The 17,631-nt window shown below is 62.9% G+C and carries 16 protein-coding genes; 8 read left to right on the forward strand and 8 right to left on the reverse strand.

The features are described from left to right. Positions 1 to 574: 574 nt before the first annotated feature. The gene (locus ACFQX9_RS29215) at positions 575 to 976 is read left to right on the forward strand and encodes a hypothetical protein (RefSeq protein WP_377791244.1); all 402 of its coding nucleotides are present in this window, start codon (positions 575 to 577) and stop codon (positions 974 to 976) included. A 489-nt stretch (positions 977 to 1,465) separates the two neighbouring features. Here the strand turns inward: ACFQX9_RS29215 and ACFQX9_RS29220 are convergent, their stop codons facing one another. Continuing rightward, positions 1,466 to 1,690, reverse strand: coding sequence for a hypothetical protein (locus ACFQX9_RS29220; protein WP_018453038.1), 225 nt, complete (start codon positions 1,688 to 1,690; stop codon positions 1,466 to 1,468). Between the two features lie 302 nt (positions 1,691 to 1,992). Between ACFQX9_RS29220 and ACFQX9_RS29225 the strand changes: the two genes are divergently transcribed. The 5 genes from ACFQX9_RS29225 (at position 1,993) to ACFQX9_RS29245 (ending at position 8,493) form a co-directional block, all read left to right on the forward strand. Then, a complete protein-coding gene (locus ACFQX9_RS29225; protein ID WP_231190860.1) occupies positions 1,993 to 2,403 on the forward strand; it encodes a hypothetical protein in 411 nt (136 codons plus the stop codon). A 696-nt stretch (positions 2,404 to 3,099) separates the two neighbouring features. Beyond that, positions 3,100 to 3,258, forward strand: a complete 159-nt coding sequence (locus ACFQX9_RS29230; protein ID WP_018453041.1) for a hypothetical protein — start codon at positions 3,100 to 3,102, stop codon at positions 3,256 to 3,258. Positions 3,259 to 3,514: 256 nt separating this feature from the next. After that, entirely contained in the window at positions 3,515 to 5,668 is a 2,154-nt protein-coding gene (locus ACFQX9_RS29235; protein WP_377791245.1) for a GumC family protein, read from the forward strand. 2 nt (positions 5,669 to 5,670) lie between these two features. Continuing rightward, positions 5,671 to 6,834 carry a glycoside hydrolase family 5 protein gene (locus tag ACFQX9_RS29240; RefSeq protein ID WP_377791246.1) on the forward strand — a complete coding sequence of 388 codons (1,164 nt, stop codon included), beginning with the start codon at positions 5,671 to 5,673 and terminating at the stop codon, positions 6,832 to 6,834. 78 nt (positions 6,835 to 6,912) lie between these two features. Further along, entirely contained in the window at positions 6,913 to 8,493 is a 1,581-nt protein-coding gene (locus ACFQX9_RS29245) for a hypothetical protein (RefSeq protein ID WP_018453044.1), read from the forward strand. A 43-nt stretch (positions 8,494 to 8,536) separates the two neighbouring features. Here the strand turns inward: ACFQX9_RS29245 and ACFQX9_RS29250 are convergent, their stop codons facing one another. The 5 genes from ACFQX9_RS29250 to ACFQX9_RS29270 all read right to left on the reverse strand — a co-directional run bounded on the left by ACFQX9_RS29250 (position 8,537) and on the right by ACFQX9_RS29270 (position 13,936). Next, a complete protein-coding gene (locus ACFQX9_RS29250) occupies positions 8,537 to 9,559 on the reverse strand; it encodes an LLM class flavin-dependent oxidoreductase (protein WP_377791248.1) in 1,023 nt (340 codons plus the stop codon). Positions 9,560 to 9,718: 159 nt separating this feature from the next. Further along, positions 9,719 to 10,177, reverse strand: coding sequence for a hypothetical protein (locus tag ACFQX9_RS29255; RefSeq protein ID WP_085351574.1), 459 nt, complete (start codon positions 10,175 to 10,177; stop codon positions 9,719 to 9,721). A gap of 48 nt (positions 10,178 to 10,225) precedes the next feature. Next, a complete protein-coding gene (locus tag ACFQX9_RS29260; RefSeq protein ID WP_085351573.1) occupies positions 10,226 to 10,543 on the reverse strand; it encodes a hypothetical protein in 318 nt (105 codons plus the stop codon). Between the two features lie 61 nt (positions 10,544 to 10,604). Further along, positions 10,605 to 11,543 carry a tetratricopeptide repeat protein gene (locus tag ACFQX9_RS29265; protein WP_085355343.1) on the reverse strand — a complete coding sequence of 313 codons (939 nt, stop codon included), beginning with the start codon at positions 11,541 to 11,543 and terminating at the stop codon, positions 10,605 to 10,607. Positions 11,544 to 11,914: 371 nt separating this feature from the next. After that, positions 11,915 to 13,936, reverse strand: coding sequence for a YgiQ family radical SAM protein (locus ACFQX9_RS29270; protein ID WP_377791249.1), 2,022 nt, complete (start codon positions 13,934 to 13,936; stop codon positions 11,915 to 11,917). 266 nt (positions 13,937 to 14,202) lie between these two features. On the opposite strand from ACFQX9_RS29270, the gene ACFQX9_RS29275 reads away from it, so the two are divergent. Next, entirely contained in the window at positions 14,203 to 14,367 is a 165-nt protein-coding gene (locus tag ACFQX9_RS29275) for a hypothetical protein (RefSeq protein WP_162847272.1), read from the forward strand. Positions 14,368 to 14,373: 6 nt separating this feature from the next. On the opposite strand, the gene ACFQX9_RS29280 is transcribed toward ACFQX9_RS29275, so the two are convergent. Beyond that, positions 14,374 to 15,039, reverse strand: coding sequence for a GntR family transcriptional regulator (locus ACFQX9_RS29280; RefSeq protein ID WP_377791250.1), 666 nt, complete (start codon positions 15,037 to 15,039; stop codon positions 14,374 to 14,376). 8 nt (positions 15,040 to 15,047) lie between these two features. Beyond that, entirely contained in the window at positions 15,048 to 16,460 is a 1,413-nt protein-coding gene (locus ACFQX9_RS29285) for an FAD-binding oxidoreductase (protein WP_377791251.1), read from the reverse strand. 178 nt (positions 16,461 to 16,638) lie between these two features. Between ACFQX9_RS29285 and ACFQX9_RS29290 the strand changes: the two genes are divergently transcribed. Further along, on the forward strand, positions 16,639 to 17,523 hold the full coding sequence (locus ACFQX9_RS29290) for a dihydrodipicolinate synthase family protein (protein WP_377791252.1): 885 nt from the start codon (positions 16,639 to 16,641) through the stop codon (positions 17,521 to 17,523). Positions 17,524 to 17,631: the final 108 nt, after the last annotated feature.

Raw genomic sequence — 17,631 nt, forward strand, 5'->3', positions numbered from 1 at the left:
AATGACAAAAGAAACGGAACAGGAGGGACGACGCGTCACCTTCGAGCATGCGCTCCCCGCGCATATGATGGCGATCGACGGCACTTGGCGACGCTCATGCACCATCAAGGATGTGTCAGAAACCAGTGCAACAGTGCCCTATCGCAACGTCGAGGCGTGGACCCGCATCGGACGCCACGAGGAAGACGGCTGCTGCCCCTTAGCTGCCGCCGGCCGACGTCCTTCCAGATCGCGTCTGTGGCTGAACCGGGCCGCTTCCGGCAGTGCAGTTCGATAGTCTCGATCGATCGGCGAGATCTGTGAGCACGCCGCGGTCCGCACCGCTGCGGGCGTGTTGGTCAGACTCCATATCGAACTCAACCGAAGTCCGCCACTAGAGCTAACCTCTCAATTGGCCGTTTCTGTCGCGGCGCGCGTCGCTGTAAAAGCCGTTCGCTTCCGTGCTTTGCGTGTGCAGCTCGCGCCCTTCGCGGGCCTACCGTCCGCTTTGACAGCTCCGCTTGATCGCCTCGATCGAGAGCGGCCATCGAGGTCGCCATAAGGGCGAGCCTCGGAAAACGATAAGGAGCTTTGCATGACCAACCAAGCCACTTCATCCCGCCCGACGCACCGCATCTACGCCGTCACCAGGACCGGCAACAAAAAGATCTGGCGATCGATCGGTGCTCTGTGGCCGCATGGCGACGGCAAGGGTTTTAACCACAAAGTCGACTGCCTTCCGCTCAATGGCGCCGAAATCGTGATCCGCGAAATCGACGCCGAGGGGGAGGAGGGCGCCCCCCAACCTCCAATTGCCGGTCGCGGCGGCCTGCTCGAGAAGGCTGCGAACCAGTCGAGAGGTACGCCAACAATTCGATGCGTCAGCTCATGTGCATGCCGTCGCAATACGGTCCGCATCGCTGAATTCGCAGACCGGGGTGAAGCTTCGCTCGGCTCTGCTTTGGAGCGCCGGCCGGCAACACGGCGTCAACTTTGAATCAACTTCCCAAGCCGCATGGTTCCTCAGGCGTTGACTGCGGCGGACAAGTACGCGATTCTACGACCTGATCCCTGCAGTAGTCCACAATGTAGTCGTCAGTATAGTCCGTAACCCGCCGGCTCGGTTGTTTTTCGAGGAAATCGGCGGATAGGCGTAAATTGGTCCGAGAGTCCCTCCCTCGCCACCTCCAAGCGTCATTCATGGATTTATGGTAACTGCCCGGCCTTCAGGGGCGGCGAAACGGCGCTATTTCGCGATTCTTGCTTGCGCTTACGGTAACAAACGCTAGTTGTTTCAATGCTCCGGATCAGACTACGAATCTGAGGGTCGGACGTTCGAATCGTTCCGGGCGCGCCATTTTCGAATACGCGATCGACGCCGATTTGCCGCATCCATTCGTTTCGTCCGCAGGCGGCGCACCCGTTTCGGCGCGATGACAATCAATTGCACTGTTCGGGATTCTGCGTACCGCCGACAAAGCCCGCTTTAGCGCCGCCCTACATCTTGCGCCGCCGGATCCGAACCAAGCCCCTTGCTCGTCAGCAAACGGTTGAACTGATCGGCGGAAAAAAGCTGCCCGTCCGGAGCCGTGATCGACACCACAAAACCATTCACCGCATGCTTGCGGGCCAGGATCACCGCAACGATCGCGCTGTCACGGAAATCCACGGTGCGGCAGTCGTCTTTTACAGCTTCGATGATGAATGTCATTTGGCCCACGACCACCGTTGGCACGCGCCAATTGCGCGCCCGGCCACTCAATCCCGTATCGGTGAAAATGATATTGCCGACAAGCCGGCTATTGACCCGATTGAACCGCAACCATACCCATATTGGGGGAAACAGCAGACCGGTCCTGCCTCACGCGCGGTGCGCCACGGATACATAGAACCGGCTGTGGGCGTCGGACCGGACATCCGTAGAAGCGGGGACTGGTGATGGTTGGTACGACTGAAGGCGAGGACATCGCATCGGATTTGATCCGAACCGTCTCCCGCCACTCGTTGGCCTACATGCTGTGCGCAGCCAGCGAGATGTTCCGCCACTACGATTTCGATCCGCTGGACTTGATGATCATTCATGCGGTCCTGAACGCCAACGTTCTCAAGATCATGAAGACCCCCGAACTCGACCGGCAATTTGGCAGTATCCAGGCGGTGGAGCCGGACAAGATCAAGCAGGGCGTTTCCCGTGCCGCCCTGTCCCGCTTTTTCGGTCTGCCGATCGAAACCGTTCGGCGGCGCGCCGATCGCTTGAAGAAGCAAGGCATTTTCCGCGAGACCGACCAGGGTCTGATCGTAACCGAAGCCAACCAGTTCAAGTTCGGCAATAATCACGAGTTGCAGAGAACTAACATGCTCCTGGTGCGGAAATTCCTCCGTGACCTGACGGAAGCGGGCGTTGAGCTTCCCGGCGGGATTTGATGGACCATTGGCGCTTCCGAATCGGGACCGCACCAGACGGTGCGCCATTCATCATCCGGCTTTCACGCGCTCTTCGGCCGAAAAGCGACGATGGATCCGCTTGGCTCGTCTTCGCGCATTGCCGCCTCGATAGCCTTCGCCAACGCAGCCTGGTCGAATGGCTTTGATAAACGCGGCAGGCTGGATCGTTCGTTGCTGGGAATCTCTGCGTATCCCGGGCTCAGGAGGATGACCGTCCCGGGGCGCTCCGCGGCGACAGCGCCGGCCAGCTGCAGTCCAGTCATCCCAGGCATGGCAAATTGTCCTCCCCTGACGACGCCGAATCATCCTCGGCACCAAGATCGTTTCCGCCTGACAGGGACCGCGCCGATGATCGGCCGCGGCATCCGTACCTCGTCAGACGAGAATCAGTTGAGAATAATGCCGGCCGCGAGCCTGCACCGCAAAGTGCTGGCAAGTCGGCGGGTTCCCGCAAAAGATGTATATCGCGCGACCGCCCGTAATACGCGAGGGCACGTCACAGCTGCTGCGCAGGCAAGGGCGCGGTGTGCTATGAATGGTAAGATCCAGGCACGCTCGGCCGGCGGTGCGAGGTGCAGCACGCAACATCACTTGTAATCTGCTTCACACGCAAACACGCCCAATGACGCTAGACAAAACAGGTCGCGCCTTCGCGCGGCCTGTTCGGAGCTGGCGATGATGGCTGCACTGGCAAAGGCGATATCCCGCGCGACGAGAACCAACGTTGATGTCGAAACTCTGAAAGTCCTCGTGATCTTTTCGGGCGCGGGCTTGCTGCTCTCTCTCGTGGCCGCAATGATCTACGGGCAGGCTGGCAACGCCGCTTTGTTTTGAGATCCGGCGCGCCGGGTCGTCGAAGCGCAAGGAAGTCTTCCGCAAGCGTCCGCGCCAACCAATAGCGGACTTTATGCATTCGGTGTCGCCCGGTATCCGGACGCACGGAACCCCTCTCCGCGCAGGGCCGTGCGTCGTCTCCTTAACGAACCGTTTACCGAGCTTCGCGGCAGCCGTAACCGCGGGTTAACCATGGATATTTACGGTGTAGCAAGTCTCTAGGCTGTGCCTGTTAGTTGATTTCGAGTCCAACCCCATGGCGTTCGGTAGAAGCGCATCTCCGCGAAGCATCGCCCCGACGGAGCCCGCTGCTTCGTGGGAAGCGCCGCGGGCTGCGGCGGCGACGCCCGACAACACCGCCCCCGCGCTGATCAAGGGATCGCTGACCCTCACCGGCGCGTTCTCTTTCCTGCGTGAGAACGGCCGGCGCATCCTGATGCTGGCGCTGGCACTCTTCGCGCTCGGCATCGCCGTGCTGATGGTGCTGCCGGTCCGCTATGCCGCGACGGCGCTCGTCGTGGTCGATCCCCGCGAGCTGCGCGTGACCACGGATCAGGACGTGCTGCCTGGCATCGGCCAGGACGCCGCTGCGCTTCAGAGCCAGATCGAGATCGCCAAATCGGACGGCTTTCTCCGGCCCCTGATCGAGAAGCTCAAGATCGCCGACGACGAGGATATCGCAGGCGGTCATACCGACATGACGCGCCTGCTCGAAAAACTCCGCAGCCGCCTCGATATCTCGCGTCGCGGCCTGACTTACGTCATCGCCATCTCGTTCACCTCGAACAGTGCGGAGCGGGCAGCGTATTATGCCAATGCCATCGCAGAGGCGTTCGTCGCGACCCAGAGCCGCGTCCGCAGCGATGCGACGGACGAGGCGGCCGACTGGCTCAAGGACCGGCTGAAGACGCTCAGCGAGCGCCTGCGCGTCTCGGAAGACGCCGTCGCAGCCTTCCGGCTCGAGCACAAGATCCTCAATGCCGGCAAGGATTCCACCACCCAGCAATTGCGGGTGACCGACCTGAACCAGCAGGTCTCCGCGGCTCGTGCGCGCACCGAGGAAGCCAAGGCGCGTTACGAGCAGGTGCAGCGCGATCTCAAGGCCAATGTCGAAGGTCCGGTGAAGCAGGATCTCCTGAGCATGCTGCGCGCGCAGCGCTCGACCCTGAACGACCAGATCGCACAGAAGAAGGCGGTCTACGGCGACCGCCATCCTGATCTTGCGATCTCCTACAGCCAGTTGGCTGACATCAACAGGCAGATCGAGGTCGAGCGGAAGAAGAACATCGACACCGCGAAGTCCGAATACGAGGCCCAGCTCGAGCAGCAGGCCGCGCTGGAAAAGCAGCTCAAGGCGGTCGAGACGCAGATGCTGGTGGACGGCCAGGCGCTCGTGAAGCTGCAGGAGCTGCAGCGCGATGCCGATGCCAACAAGAACATCTACGAGCAGTTTTTGTCGCGGTTCAAGACGACCAACGAGCAGCGTCAGCTTCAGAGCTCGCAGACCAAGATCGCTTCGCCCGCGATCCCGCCGCTGCGCTCGACGCGTCCGCCGCTCGCCTTGCTGCTCGCCGCGCTCGCGATCGGCTCGCTGCTGACGTCAACCGCTACGGTTGCGGCGATGACGAGCATGTCCGACAAGTCCGATCCTGCCGAGGCTCCGGCTCGAACGCCCGCGCGGGCGGAGGCGAGGGAGACGCCCAAGCGGCAAGCCCAACGTCCGGCTCCGGCCGTGCAGCAACCCGAGGCGATGCCGAACCTTCCGGTCTGGTCCCGCATTCCCGAACTGATGTCGGGAGCGGCGCCCAACACTGTCTGGCAACGACCGATTGCCGCCCCAGCCGAGGTCGATCTCGGCGCTTACCTGCGTCCGCTGCTCGAGCGTATCGATCGTGCCCCAGTGCGTGGCTGCAAGGTCGCCCTCGTGCTGTCGGTCGGCAAGAGCGCCGGCGGCAACACCGTTGCGCGCTCGCTCAACCGCGCGGCCGTCAATCGCGGCATGATGAGCGTGCTGATCCGGCTGCAGCCGGAATTCGCGGGCGCCCAACCGCCGGTGACCGAATGGCAGGACGGCTCGACCACGGCAGGACTCCAGTCGATCGACGAACTGCTGAGCGCCGGCAGGAAGGCCGATGCGCGGCCGGAGGACGACATTCGCTCGGAGTTCGACCTGATCATCGTCCATGCGAACAATCTTGCCTTGCAGCCAGATGCGATCGCGCTCGCCGCGCACGCGGACCTGATCATCCCGGTGGTGCGCGCCGGCGAGCTCGGTTCGGCGGCGATGCGACGGGTGACCGCCGCGCTGTCGAAGTACGACACCGTGCCGACCGGTCTCGTCGTCAATCATGCGCCCGCCGGCTCTGCCGCGCCTCACCCTGACGGCGGTGCGCTTAGCAGGGCGGTTTGACGATGGCGACGCCGTGCCGTCGTCTGCTCCTTGCCACGATCTTGCTATCCACGATCTTGATGCCAACGTCGCTCGCCTCCGCGACATCGGCCAAAACTTGCGTACCTGCCTCGCAGACCGTCGCGCCGGACAGGCTCGCCGCACTGTCGCGCGGGTTCAATGCCGACGGCTGGATCAATGGCGAAAAATCCGCGCCTCCAACTCGCGAATTGCTGCAGCAGCTTCGCAAGGCCGGGATGGGCCATGTCCGCTTGCCGGTGCCGGCCGAGCGCGTGATGCTGCGCTTCGCTTCGAAAGCGGAACGCGATGAGACGCTGCGTGCGCTCGACAAGGCATTGAAGCAGCTCATCTCGCTCGGCTATTCAATCTCCGTCGATCTTCATCCCGGCGATCGTTTCAATCGCCTGCACAAGGACGACGCCGACGCCTCGCTGCGCGAGCTGGAGGATGCGTGGGGCACGCTCGCCCGGGTCATTCAATCGTTTCCGGCCGACCGCGTGTTCGCCGAGCTGCTCAATGAGCCCGACATCGAAGCCGACAGATGGCAAAAGCAGGTCGAAACGCTCGCCGCCTTCGTTCGCCAATTGCTTCCCGCGACCACGCTGATCGTCGGCCCGGTCGACTGGCAACGCGCGGACTCGCTGCCGCGGTTTCGCCCGTTGCCGGATCCAAACGTCGTCTACGCCATCCATTTCTACGATCCCATGGTGTTCACACACCAGGGCCACTGGGACGTGCAGGATCCGCTGCACGACATCACGGATCTGCGTTATCCGATCAGCGCCGGCGATCCCGGGGTTCAGGCGCTCCGCCGGGATTTGCAGGACAGAGGCGCGACGAAGGCGCTCCTCATGCTCGACACGGCGATTGCCGCCGCCAGGGACAAGCCGGATGTCAGCCGCTGGCTCGCGCCCGCGGTCGCGTGGCAGCAGCAATTTTCGCGGCCGATCATCATCAACGAATTTGGCGTGTTGAAAGCCGCGGCGCCCCGGGACAGCCGCGTACGCTGGCTCGCGGCCGTGACCGCATATGCGCGGGCGCATTGCTGGGGCTGGGCGCATTGGGAGCTGGCGCAGGGATTCGGCCTGCTCGAAAACGGGACCGGCAAGCCCGATCCCGACGTCATGCGCGCGCTGTTCGGCGCCGCGAAGCCGGGCCGCCGCTGAAGCCGGTCCGTCATCGTTAACGAATCCTTACGCATCCTGCCGCTATCGTGGCCGCCGCGCTGCGCCAAAGGACGAGTCATGAGTGGCGGGACCTCACCGCATCTTCAAGCCGTGCAGGCGGGCTGTCCCGAGCCTTCGCGTTCGCCTTCACGTTCGCCTTGGCGCGAGCTGATCCCGACGCTCTGCATCGCCATCGCAACGATCGGCTTTGTGCCGGTCCTGCACGGGGCGAGCCCGGTCCTGTCCCTGACCGTCGAAGTTCTCGTCGCCATCGCCATCGTGGTTGCGGCTCCAACCTACGCGCCGGCGATCGCGATCTTCGTCCTGTTCTTCCAGAACCTGTTCGTCTCGATCCTGTCGCCGCTGATTTCGGCGCCGTCCGATCTGGACTTCATCAAAGGCTATAATTTTCTCGTCTGCTCCGTGATGTGGCTGACGACATTTGGGCTCTACGTCGCCGGCCAAAGGAACCGGTCGACTGAGGTCAATCAGATCATGCGCTGGGGCGTCGTGACCCTCGCCGTGGTGTCGTTGTATTTCGCGATCGGCTTCGTCCAGGACGGCCAGGCGGCAACGGTCTATCTGCGCAACATCGTGCTGCCGCTGTTCCTGTTTCAGCTCTCGCTGCTGACGGCCGCGACCTATGAGGTTCGCGCCACGCCGTTCCTGGTGACGCTTGGAGTCATTCTGATCCTGTGCGGATACGTCGAGTTTGCGTTTCGGGATTTCTGGCTGGCCGTCACCAACGGCTACACGTTCTGGGGTTTCGACGAGCTCAAGGCGGCCCGCTCCGGCGCTTGGGAAGCCGAGATGCGCGCCACCGGCAACGTGCCGGTCGATCTGAAGGATCGCTTCAGCTTCGACTTTCTCAATACGCCCCTGCTCGAAGGGTTCGGCGTGTCGAAGATCCTCCGCATCCACGGACCGAATATGCACCCGATCAGCTTCGCGTACGGGATCGCGTTTTTCGGGCTTTTCCTGTTTTCGGTAGGGCGTCCGGTTCTGGCCCTCGTGGCGTTGCCGCTGCTGATCGTTTGCAGCGTGAAGGGAGCGCTCATCGTGGTGGTGTTCGTCGCCACGGCCTGGATATCGACCCGTCTGCTCGGCGCCGTGGTGACGCTATGGCTCGGCTTCGTGGCCTTGATCGTGTTTGCAATTGTCGCGATCCGCGTCGGCTTGCAGATCGGCGACTATCACGTCCTCGGCCTCATGGGCGGCTTGAACGGATTTCTCGAAAAGCCGTTTGGCCGCGGCCTGGGCGTCGGCGGAAATCTGTCGGACGATTATTTCTCGATCGACTGGAGCGCCGCGCAGGCCGCCGGAACGACCAACGGCGCCGTCGAGAGTGCGATCGGGGTCCTGCTGTACCAGATGGGCATCGCCGCCCTCGTTCCGCTGGCGTTTCATTTCGCGGTGGCGCTGAAGGCCTGGCGTCTTTATGCGTTCTCCGGATATCTGACGCAGGGGCTCGCGGGCTTCGGCGTCATGGTCGTGCTGCTGAATGGATTGTTTCAGGAAGAGGCCTTGTTCGCGCCGCTGGCGCTGGGGCTCATGCTCTCGCTCACCGGACTGGTCATCGGCAGCCAGATCAGGGCGCAGACGGTCTCCGTTCCGGATGCTGACCCGGAGCGGCTGGCACACTACCAGCCCGCGACGTAGCCTTTAAAAGCCGTAACCTCAAAAATTGCGCGCAGTCCAGGCGTCACCGCCACCCGAGCGCCGGCGCCACATGCGTGAGGATCGCCTCGATCGCGTGCGCGCAATAGCCGACACCGAGCTGGTTAGGGATTGTCAACAGCAGCGTGTCGGCCTCGGCGATCGCCTCGTCCGCTCGGAGCTGCTCGATCAGCGCATCCGGCTCCGCCGCATAGGAGCGGCCGAAGATCGCGCGGGTGCGCGGGTCGATGAAGCCGACCTGGTCCTCGCTGCCGCGCTCGCCGCCGAAATAGGCGCGGTCGCGATCGTCGATCAGCGCGAAGATGCTGCGGCTGACGGACACGCGCGGCTCGCGGGGGTGGCCGGCCTCTTTCCAGGCTGCGCGATAGGTACGGATCTGCGCGGCCTGCTGCACATGGAAGGCTTCGCCGGTCTCGTCGTTCTTCAGCGTCGAGCTCTGCAAATTCATGCCGTGCTTGGCGGCCCAGACCGCCGTCGCATTCGAGCCGGCGCCCCACCAGATCCTCTCGCGCAGGCCTTCCGCATGCGGCTCGAGCCGCAGGAGCCCCGGTGGATTTGGGAACATCGGCTGCGGGTTGGGCTTTGCAAAACCTTCGCCGCGCAAGATGTCGAGAAAGACCTCGGCATGACGCCGGCCCATGTCAGCGTCGCTCTCGCCCTCGGCCGGCTGGTAGCCGAAATAGCGCCAGCCATCGATCACCTGCTCGGGCGAGCCGCGGCTGATGCCGAGCTGGAGGCGCCCGCCTGCGATGAGATCGGCGGAGCCTGCGTCCTCCGCCATATACAGCGGGTTCTCGTAGCGCATGTCGATCACGGCCGTGCCGATCTCGATCTTGCTGGTCCTGGCGCCGACCGCGGCCAGCAGCGGAAAGGGCGAGGCGAGCTGGCGCGCGAAATGGTGCACGCGGAAATAGGCGCCATCGGCGCCGAGCTCTTCCGCCGCAACCGCAAGCTCGATGGATTGCAGCAGCGTGTCCGCAGCCGAGCGGGTCTGCGATTGCGGCGAGGGCGTCCAGTGCCCGAAGGAGAGGAATCCGATTTTTTTCATGGAGGCAACATATGGATGACCGGAGGAATTTGCGACATCTCGGCCGGAGGAAAGATGGCAGCATGGAAAGGCGCGTGTGCCTAGGTGACGCTCCTCCGTGGGAAAGCAGACCTAAGCAGACAATGTTGCAAGCGCGCCTTTTGACCCGAAGCGGACATTTTAGAAGATGCTATCGAGATTGTTGTAGTCGTACTCGATGATCGTCGTCTTATCGAGGCGATCTTCTCGCCTGCGGACCAGACCCGTCTCAGGCGAAATCCAAAATTCCGAGAGCTGCTTTCCAGCCGCATCTCCTTCCAGAGTGGCGTAAAAATGCTCGGTAGTGATCCCCTTTGTTGTTGTTGCACCCAACATGCGACAGGCCGAGACCTTGGGGAAAGCCTCAATTTCCTTATAGGGAGCGTAAGCGGGTTCATTCGCGTTGTGTCGGGATATGCCTGCGTACGACCTGCATAGACCATTCTTGTCCCACTCGGTCCCATGGTAGAGAACGCGAAACGACGTGTTCGCCTGCTTCGCCAAAGCCTCCACAATTGGCTTGCAGTCGTCGGCCCAAGTTCCGCCTGAAGAAACGGCTGTCAAAATTGCTAGATATCTCAGAATAGCTGGGAGCTTCATTGAACGCCTCTCTTAGCAGTCCAAAGCCGATTTGCCCTTGAGCTGGTTTCAGAGGGTCGTTCTCGCCTTCATTAAAACGAACAGGTGAGAACCGGCAGCGATCAGCGAGAAAATGACTATCCCTAATTCAGTACCGTGCACATGCCGCGGGGAATATGTCGAAGCGAACCAGATGAAGAACCGGACCACGGCCATGAAGGCAATCATCCCCCACATAGCAAGCCATTTTGGGGCGTACCAAATTGGCTCGCCGTTGGGGCCCCATTGCATAGCAACGCGCTCGGTTTCGATACGTGGGCCAAGATAAAGGTTTAACCCGACGACCAACGCGATAGCGAAGCCAAAGACGTAGTCTGCTGGTACCATGCTTGGCGCCTTCCAATGCTATATCCGAGGTAACAGCTGTAGATCAGGCGACCGTTGATCCCTACTTCGAGCGGAGTCTCTGCAGCCGCTTCACGGCGAATTCGTCGCCAGGATTCAGTATTAAGACAGCCTCGTAGTCGCGATACGCACGATCAAGCTCGCCTGCCCGTTCATGGGCCAGTCCTCGATACCTCAGGGCCGTAGTGGAGTTGGGGCTGAGTTCGACAGCCTTATTCAAGCTTTCGACCGCGGCCCTCTCATTCTTCAGTTTGAGATGTGCGTCTCCAACGCCCACGCGAAGTCGATAGGTATCGTCTTGCGTAAGATATCCGAGTGCCAGCGCCTTGTCGTAATCGTCCAGCGCGGTTTGCGGTCGGTCCGAACGATTGTAGGCCTCGGCCCGTCCGAACATGAAGGCGCCCGACGTCGGATCAAGTCTTATTGCCTCGTCAAATCGATTGATTGCTTCCTTGAACTTGCCTTGTTCCACAAGCGCCAGCCCCTGGCCATTGGGGAAAGCCCCGTTATCCGGGAACAGCTTCGCCCCGGCGGTGTAGTCGGCCAGCGCAAGCTCAAAGCGACCTTGGTGGTGATAGAAAAAGCCGCGGCCTATATAAGCGCGCGGGTCGGTAGAGCCGACCATTTCGACGGCCGCCGTGAAATCGGCCTCGGCTTGATCCCATCTTTTTGCCAGCTGAGCCGTTACACCCCTCATCCGCAGCAGTTCCGCCCGGTCCTCAAGACTGAATTGCTGTTCGAGCCCTTTGGAGTAGATTTGAATGGCTCGCTCAAAGTCCAGCTTGCTTACGGCAACGGCAGCAGCCGTCTGGTAAGTCTGGGCGTCAGACGCAATTGCCGCAGAACAGAACCACCAGAGCACGGACAGGAAGGCAGTCCCGCGCATCACCCGCCTCTGTGCCAGGCCTATTTTCATTTGCTTCTCCGGGCCGAGAAATCGCTCTTGCCCGAAGTTAGCGCAATCGAGAATAGAGAGTTTCAAACAATGCAACTGCAATGCTGATTGCGGTTAAACAATCGTCAAGCGAGAAGGGCTATTCGCCATTGCGAAGCAAGTGCAGCGTGGCCTCCGCATGAAGCTCGAGGATATCGATACGGAGTAGCGGTTGGCGCTCGCCCTATCACGCGTGCCGCGACAATGGCATCTTGCGCCTGTTTTGCCCGACGAGTCAATATTTCGTCAAAACATAATTTCGGTTTTTCCGTTATCTCACCCCGCGGATTCAACGGATTCGGCAATCGCCTAAGTCATTGATCCCGCTCATGCCGGCTACTGTGCATGGGGTTGTTTTCGAGGTTTTTGTTTTGAGGGCGACAATGCGAAGCTGAACCGGACCTGGTCCGGCTTGTCTGCTACTTCATCACCCGCAGGTTCTTGGTCGTGAACCGCTGGGTTTTGTCGCCGGGGCGAACCGGCCGCGGCGTGCCGGCGGCCTTTCCGGTGCCGGGCGGCTGGTGCGCGGGGACCAGCTGGTCGGGGCGCGAACCGATCAGATCGGCGCGGCCCATCTCTTTCAGGGCTTCACGCAGCACCGGCCAATTGTCGGGGTCGTGGTAGCGCAGGAACGCCTTGTGCAAGCGGCGCTGGCGCAGGCCCTTGATCGCCTCGACCTTGCCGCTGCCACCGCGCCGCACGCCGCGCAGCGGGTTGACGCCGGTGTGGTACATCGCCGTTGCGGTCGCCATCGGCGAGGGCAGGAAGGTCTGCACTTGATCCGCGCGGTAGCGGTTCTTCTTCAGCCATAGCGCCAGGTTCATCATGTCCTCGTCGGTCGTGCCCGGATGTGCCGCGATGAAATACGGGATCAAATAGTATTTCTTGCCGGCCTGTTCGGCCGCGGCATCGAACATCCGCTTGAACTGGTTGTAGGCGCCGATGCCGGGCTTCATCATCTTGTCGAGCGGCCCGCGCTCGGTATGTTCGGGCGCGATCTTGAGATAACCGCCGACGTGATGGGTGACGAGCTCCTTGATGTATTCGGGGCTCTCGACCGCGAGGTCGTAGCGCACGCCGGAGGCGACCATCACCTTCTTGATGCCCTTGGTCTCGCGCACCTTGCGATAGAGCCGGATCAGATCGTCATGCGAGGTGTTGAGATTCGGGCAGATCTCGGGGAAGACGCAGGACGGCCGCCGGCACGCGGCCTCGACCTTCGGGTCCTTGCACGCCATCCGGTACATGTTGGCGGTGGGACCGCCGATGTCCGAGATCACGCCGGTGAAGCCCGGCGTCTTGTCGCGGATCTTCTCGATCTCGCGCAGGATCGAGCCCTCGGACCGGTTCTGGATGATGCGGCCCTCGTGCTCGGTGATCGAGCAGAAGGTGCAGCCGCCAAAACAGCCGCGCATGATCGTCACCGAGAACTTGATCATGTCCCACGCCGGGATCTTCGCGTCACCGTAGGACGGATGCGGGGCGCGCGCGTAAGGAAGATCGTAGACGGCGTCCATCTCCTCGCTGGTCAGCGGAATCGGCGGCGGGTTGAGCCAGAGATCGCGATCGCCGTGGCGCTGCACCAGCGGCCGCGCATTGCCGGGATTGCTCTCCCGGTGCAGCACGCGGGACGCGCGCGCATAGGCTTCCTTGTCCTGCTCGACCTGCTCCAAAGCGGGCAGCCGGATCACGGTCAAGCCTTTCGTCCGCGATGCGCCCTCGTCGGCGGAGTCGAGATCGTCGGCGTGCAGCTCGGTGTAATCGTCGGGCACGTGGCGGAACAGCGCGACGCCCCTGATGTCGCCGAGCTCGCGCGGCGCCTCGCCGGCGGCAAGACGGTTCGCCACTTCGACGACGGCGCGCTCGGCATTGCCGTAGAGCAGCAGATCCGCCTTGGCGTCGGCCAGCACCGAGCGGCGCACTTTGTCGGACCAGTAATCGTAGTGCGCGATCCGGCGCAGCGAGGCCTCGATGCCGCCGAGTACGACCGGCACACCCTTGAACGCCTCGCGGCATCGCTGCGCGTAGACCACGGTGCAGCGGTCCGGCCGCTTACCGCCTTCGCCGCCCGCGGTATAGGCATCGTCGCTGCGTATGCGGCGGTCCGCGGTGTAGCGGTTCACCATGGAGTCCATGTTGCCCCCGGTGACGCCGAAGAAGACTTTTGGCTTGCCCAGTGCCTTGAACGGCTCGGCCGAATGCCAGTCCGGCTGCGAGATGATGCCGACCCGAAAGCCCTGCGCCTCCAGCAGGCGGCCGATGATGGCCATGCCGAAGCTGGGATGGTCGACATAGGCATCGCCCGTCACCAGCACGATGTCGCAGGCGTCCCAGCCGAGCGCATCCATCTCGGCGCGGCTCATCGGCAGGAACGGCGCCGGCTTGTGCGGGCGTGCCTGCGCCATCAGGGGTTTTTCGGCGGCGATGATCTGGATGTCCATGGCGCATACGCATAGGACTCCGGGCCTCCGAATACAACCGACGGGCAGGTGAAAGATCCGGTTCCGCGACCGGCAGCCCGGGCGTGCGACCGCGTTAACCGTTCGCGAGCGCCGCCATCAGCTGTCTGCACCTTCTCGGGTCACGCGCAGGAACCAACTGCCCTCGCGAACATTCTGATGCAGGGTTGCGCTGGGCCCGGCTGGCGCGCGCTCGCCTCCGGGGTGTAATATTGCCTCGATGTTCGCCCCTGGCGGATGGGGGAGCCGTGAGTACAGTCATAGAGAACTTGCTGCTCCGAAAGCAGAAGCTGGTTGAGCAGCTCGAGAAGGCGCCCACGGCCGAGGACCGCGACAAAATCGAACACCAGCTCGAACAGATCAACACCGCGCTGGATTTTCTGGACAGGCCCGGCACGAAAAATGCGCGGTAGCAGCGCTCAATCGACCTGCAGCGCTTTGGCGTAGACCACGCCAGAATTGGTGACGTGCGTGGTCATCAGCGTCGCGAAGGCGGCGAACTCGCCGCGCGCGAACAGATCGAGCAGCTTGCGATGCTCGTCGAAGGACGTGCGGGTGCGCACGTCGATCGGCGAAGTCAAATTGGTGCGCAGTGCCGCGACGCGGCTGGATGCGAGCTGATAGGATTCGGCGAGATAGTGGTTGCCGCAATGGCTGAACAGCGCTTCGTGAAAGGCAGCGTCGGCGCGGCCATAGGCGATGTTGTCCCTGGCTGCAATCGCCGGCTCCATCGCCGCGATCGCCTCGCTCATCGTCGCGATCGCACCGGCGCGATCATGGCGGAAGGCGAGCTCAGCGGCCTTGGGCTCCAGCGCGATCCTGAACGTGCAGAGCGCGGTGATGTCTTCCGCGCTTGGCGTAAAGACAAAACTGCCGACCTGCGGCCGGATCACGACGAGGCCCTGCGCCTGCAGCTGACCCATCGCCTCGCGCACCGGGGTGCGGCTGACGCCGAAGGAGTTTGCCACCATCTCCTCGGAGATGGCGGCGCCGAGCGCGAACTCGCCGTCGATGATGGCCTGGCGCAGCCGCTGCACGACCCGTTGCGACAGCGATTTCGGTGCATCGAGCTTCAGCGATCGCATCGGCTCTCTCAGATCACCTTGCCGGGGTTGAGCAGATGATCGGGATCGAGTGCGGCCTTCAGCGTTCGCATCAGCGCGATCTCGGCCTCGCTGCGGGCATGACCCAGCCACTTCTTCTTCAACGTGCCGATGCCGTGCTCGGCCGAGACGCTGCCGCCCATCTCGCGCACGAGACCGTAAATGATCGCGTCCATCTCTTCCTTCGGCTGCTGCTCGACGGCAAGGCCGGTGACCCAGGAGACGAGATGCAGATTTCCGTCGCCGATATGGCCGTAATAGACGCTTTCGCATCCCTCGACGCCATCAGCCAGCGCCGCCTTGCAGCGCGTGACGAACTCGTCCATCCGCGCCACGGCGAGGCCGATGTCGTAGGAGATGTGCGGCCCCAGCACCTGGCCGAACTCGGCACAGATGTCGCGCACGCGCCAGAAGCTTTGCGTCTGCGCCAGCGATTGCGCCACGGCGGCGTCGGCGAGAAGCCCGCGCTCCATCAGCTCTTCGAGCCAGCTTTGGAAGCGCGGTGCGTCGAGGCTCTCGTCGGTGCCCTGCGCTTCCACCAGCACGTAGAGGCCATGGCCTGCGGCGACCGGCGGCTTGACGCCTGCGCGCGACGTGATCACGTCCCAGTAATCCGGCCACATCACCTCGAACGCCGACAGCAGCGGGCCGAGCCCGCTTCGCGCGGCGCCGAGCAGCGCGATCACCGCGGCATAGTCCTCGAGCGCGCAGAGCGCGGCCATGGTCGAACGCGGTTTTGGAAACAGCCGCAGCACCACGCGGGTGATGATGCCGAGCGTGCCTTCCGAGCCGATGAACAGATGCTTCAGATCATAGCCGGCATTGTTCTTCATCAGCTTGTTGAGGCTAGTGATGATGGTGCCGTCGGGCAGCACGACTTCGAGCCCGAGCACCAGCTCGCGCGTCATGCCATAGCGGATCACGCGATTGCCGCCGGCATTGCTCGAGAGGTTGCCGCCGATGGCGCAGGAGCCGCGCGAGCCGAGATCGAGCGGAAAGAAGAAGCCGGCTTCGTCGGCTGCCATCTGAATCGTCTGCAGCGGCGTGCCTGCTTTCACCGTCATCGTCATCGAGGCGTGATCGATCTCCTCGATCCCGCTCATGCGCTCGAGCGAGATCGCGACCCAGCCTGCTTCAGGCGATGCGCCGCGGCACAGCCCGGTCAATCCGCCCTGCGGCACGAACGGCAGATGCGCCTGCCGGCAGGTCAGAATCGCGTCGGCCACGCCTTGCGCATCGACCGGGCGGATCACCGCGAGCGGCGTTTGCGGCAGGCTCGCGCTCCAGTCGTTGCAATTGCGCGCGGGCACGTCGGTGCCGACAAGCACGGCAGCCGCGCCGAGCCTGTCGCGCAAGGCGCCGAGCAACTGGGTGGGCCGCTCGACCGGGGTCACCATGTCCATGCGAGACCTCCTCGGAATCTGGCTGCGTGTTATGCGCGCCATGACGGCGGAAAGGATTTGCGCCTTTGTTGTATGTAAGGTACAAGCCGCAAAGTAAAGCAAAAACAAGGCTTGCCAAGCTCTGGGTTTGATCGTCCGAGATCAGACGTGGTGCGAAGCCACAGCAACGGATGGTGCGATGACGGAGGCAATTCGCGGGTTCTGGGTGGCTTCGGCGACGCCGCTGGCGACGGACGGCAGCGTGGACTCCGCCAAGCTCGCCGCCCACGCCAAGCAACTCTTCGGTAAGGGCATCGACGGTGTCGTGCTGTTCGGCACCACCGGCGAGGGCACCTCGTTCAATGTCGCCGAACGCGTCGCGACCATCGAAGCCGTGCTCAAGGCCGGCGTTGCGCCGGACCGAATTGGAATCGGCGGCGGCTTCCCCGCGATCGGCGACAGCATCGCATTGACGCGTGCCGTGCTCGGTCTCGGCCTGCGCCACGTGCTGTATCTGCCGCCTTACTTTGACCGAAGCGTCAGCCCTGAAGGCATCGAGGATGCCTTTGCGGCGATCCTCGACGGCGTCGCCGACGATCGCCTGCGTGCCTACCTCTATCATATCCCGCAGATCTCGGGTGTCGCGATCCCGACCGGCGTCGCCGCGAATTTGCGCAAGCGCTACGGCAAGGTCGTTGCAGGCCTGAAAGACTCCAGCGGCGACTTCAAGCAGTTCCAGGCGTTCCGTGCCGCCGCTCCCGAGCTCGCCATCACCGTCGGCAACGAAGTTGACATCGCCCGCGCGATCGCCGCCGGCGGTGCCGGCACCATCTGCGGCATGGCCAACATCGCGCCGGAGCTGGTCAAGGCAATGATCGACGGCAAGGATGTCGAAGCACGCATGCAGGCTGCCGTGGACATCGTGGTGAAATCACCATCCTTCCTCACGACGCTGAAAGCCATCCTCGCGGCACAGACGGGCGACGCGAGCTGGCTACGCGTGCGGCCGCCGCTCCGGGCCTTGTCCGACGGCACCGCGCTCAAGCGCAAGCTCGACGAGCTGATGGCTCCCGCGATCGCGTGAGATCGCGCGAAGCCGCGACACGTTGCCGCGAATTCGCGCGCTGCGTGTCGCGGTCGCTGCGCAATCCATCGAGGATAGGAAATAGCGCGATCAAAGCCTAGAACCATT

It is taken from the genome of Bradyrhizobium sp. GCM10028915 (assembly GCF_042666195.1).
GTDB lineage: Bacteria > Pseudomonadota > Alphaproteobacteria > Rhizobiales > Xanthobacteraceae > Bradyrhizobium > Bradyrhizobium canariense_D.

Coding starts and splice junctions, on each gene's coding strand:
- ACFQX9_RS29280 (WP_377791250.1), bottom strand. CDS start 15,039: ATGCGATCGCTGAAGCTCGATGCACCGAAATCGCTGTCGCAACGGGTC.
- ACFQX9_RS29290 (WP_377791252.1), top strand. CDS start 16,639: ATGACGGAGGCAATTCGCGGGTTCTGGGTGGCTTCGGCGACGCCGCTG.
- ACFQX9_RS29255 (WP_085351574.1), bottom strand. CDS start 10,177: ATGAAGCTCCCAGCTATTCTGAGATATCTAGCAATTTTGACAGCCGTT.
- ACFQX9_RS29260 (WP_085351573.1), bottom strand. CDS start 10,543: ATGGTACCAGCAGACTACGTCTTTGGCTTCGCTATCGCGTTGGTCGTC.
- ACFQX9_RS29245 (WP_018453044.1), top strand. CDS start 6,913: ATGAGTGGCGGGACCTCACCGCATCTTCAAGCCGTGCAGGCGGGCTGT.
- ACFQX9_RS29270 (WP_377791249.1), bottom strand. CDS start 13,936: ATGGACATCCAGATCATCGCCGCCGAAAAACCCCTGATGGCGCAGGCA.
- ACFQX9_RS29235 (WP_377791245.1), top strand. CDS start 3,515: ATGGCGTTCGGTAGAAGCGCATCTCCGCGAAGCATCGCCCCGACGGAG.
- ACFQX9_RS29240 (WP_377791246.1), top strand. CDS start 5,671: ATGGCGACGCCGTGCCGTCGTCTGCTCCTTGCCACGATCTTGCTATCC.
- ACFQX9_RS29250 (WP_377791248.1), bottom strand. CDS start 9,559: ATGAAAAAAATCGGATTCCTCTCCTTCGGGCACTGGACGCCCTCGCCG.
- ACFQX9_RS29285 (WP_377791251.1), bottom strand. CDS start 16,460: ATGGACATGGTGACCCCGGTCGAGCGGCCCACCCAGTTGCTCGGCGCC.
- ACFQX9_RS29230 (WP_018453041.1), top strand. CDS start 3,100: ATGATGGCTGCACTGGCAAAGGCGATATCCCGCGCGACGAGAACCAAC.
- ACFQX9_RS29220 (WP_018453038.1), bottom strand. CDS start 1,690: ATGACATTCATCATCGAAGCTGTAAAAGACGACTGCCGCACCGTGGAT.
- ACFQX9_RS29215 (WP_377791244.1), top strand. CDS start 575: ATGACCAACCAAGCCACTTCATCCCGCCCGACGCACCGCATCTACGCC.
- ACFQX9_RS29225 (WP_231190860.1), top strand. CDS start 1,993: ATGCTGTGCGCAGCCAGCGAGATGTTCCGCCACTACGATTTCGATCCG.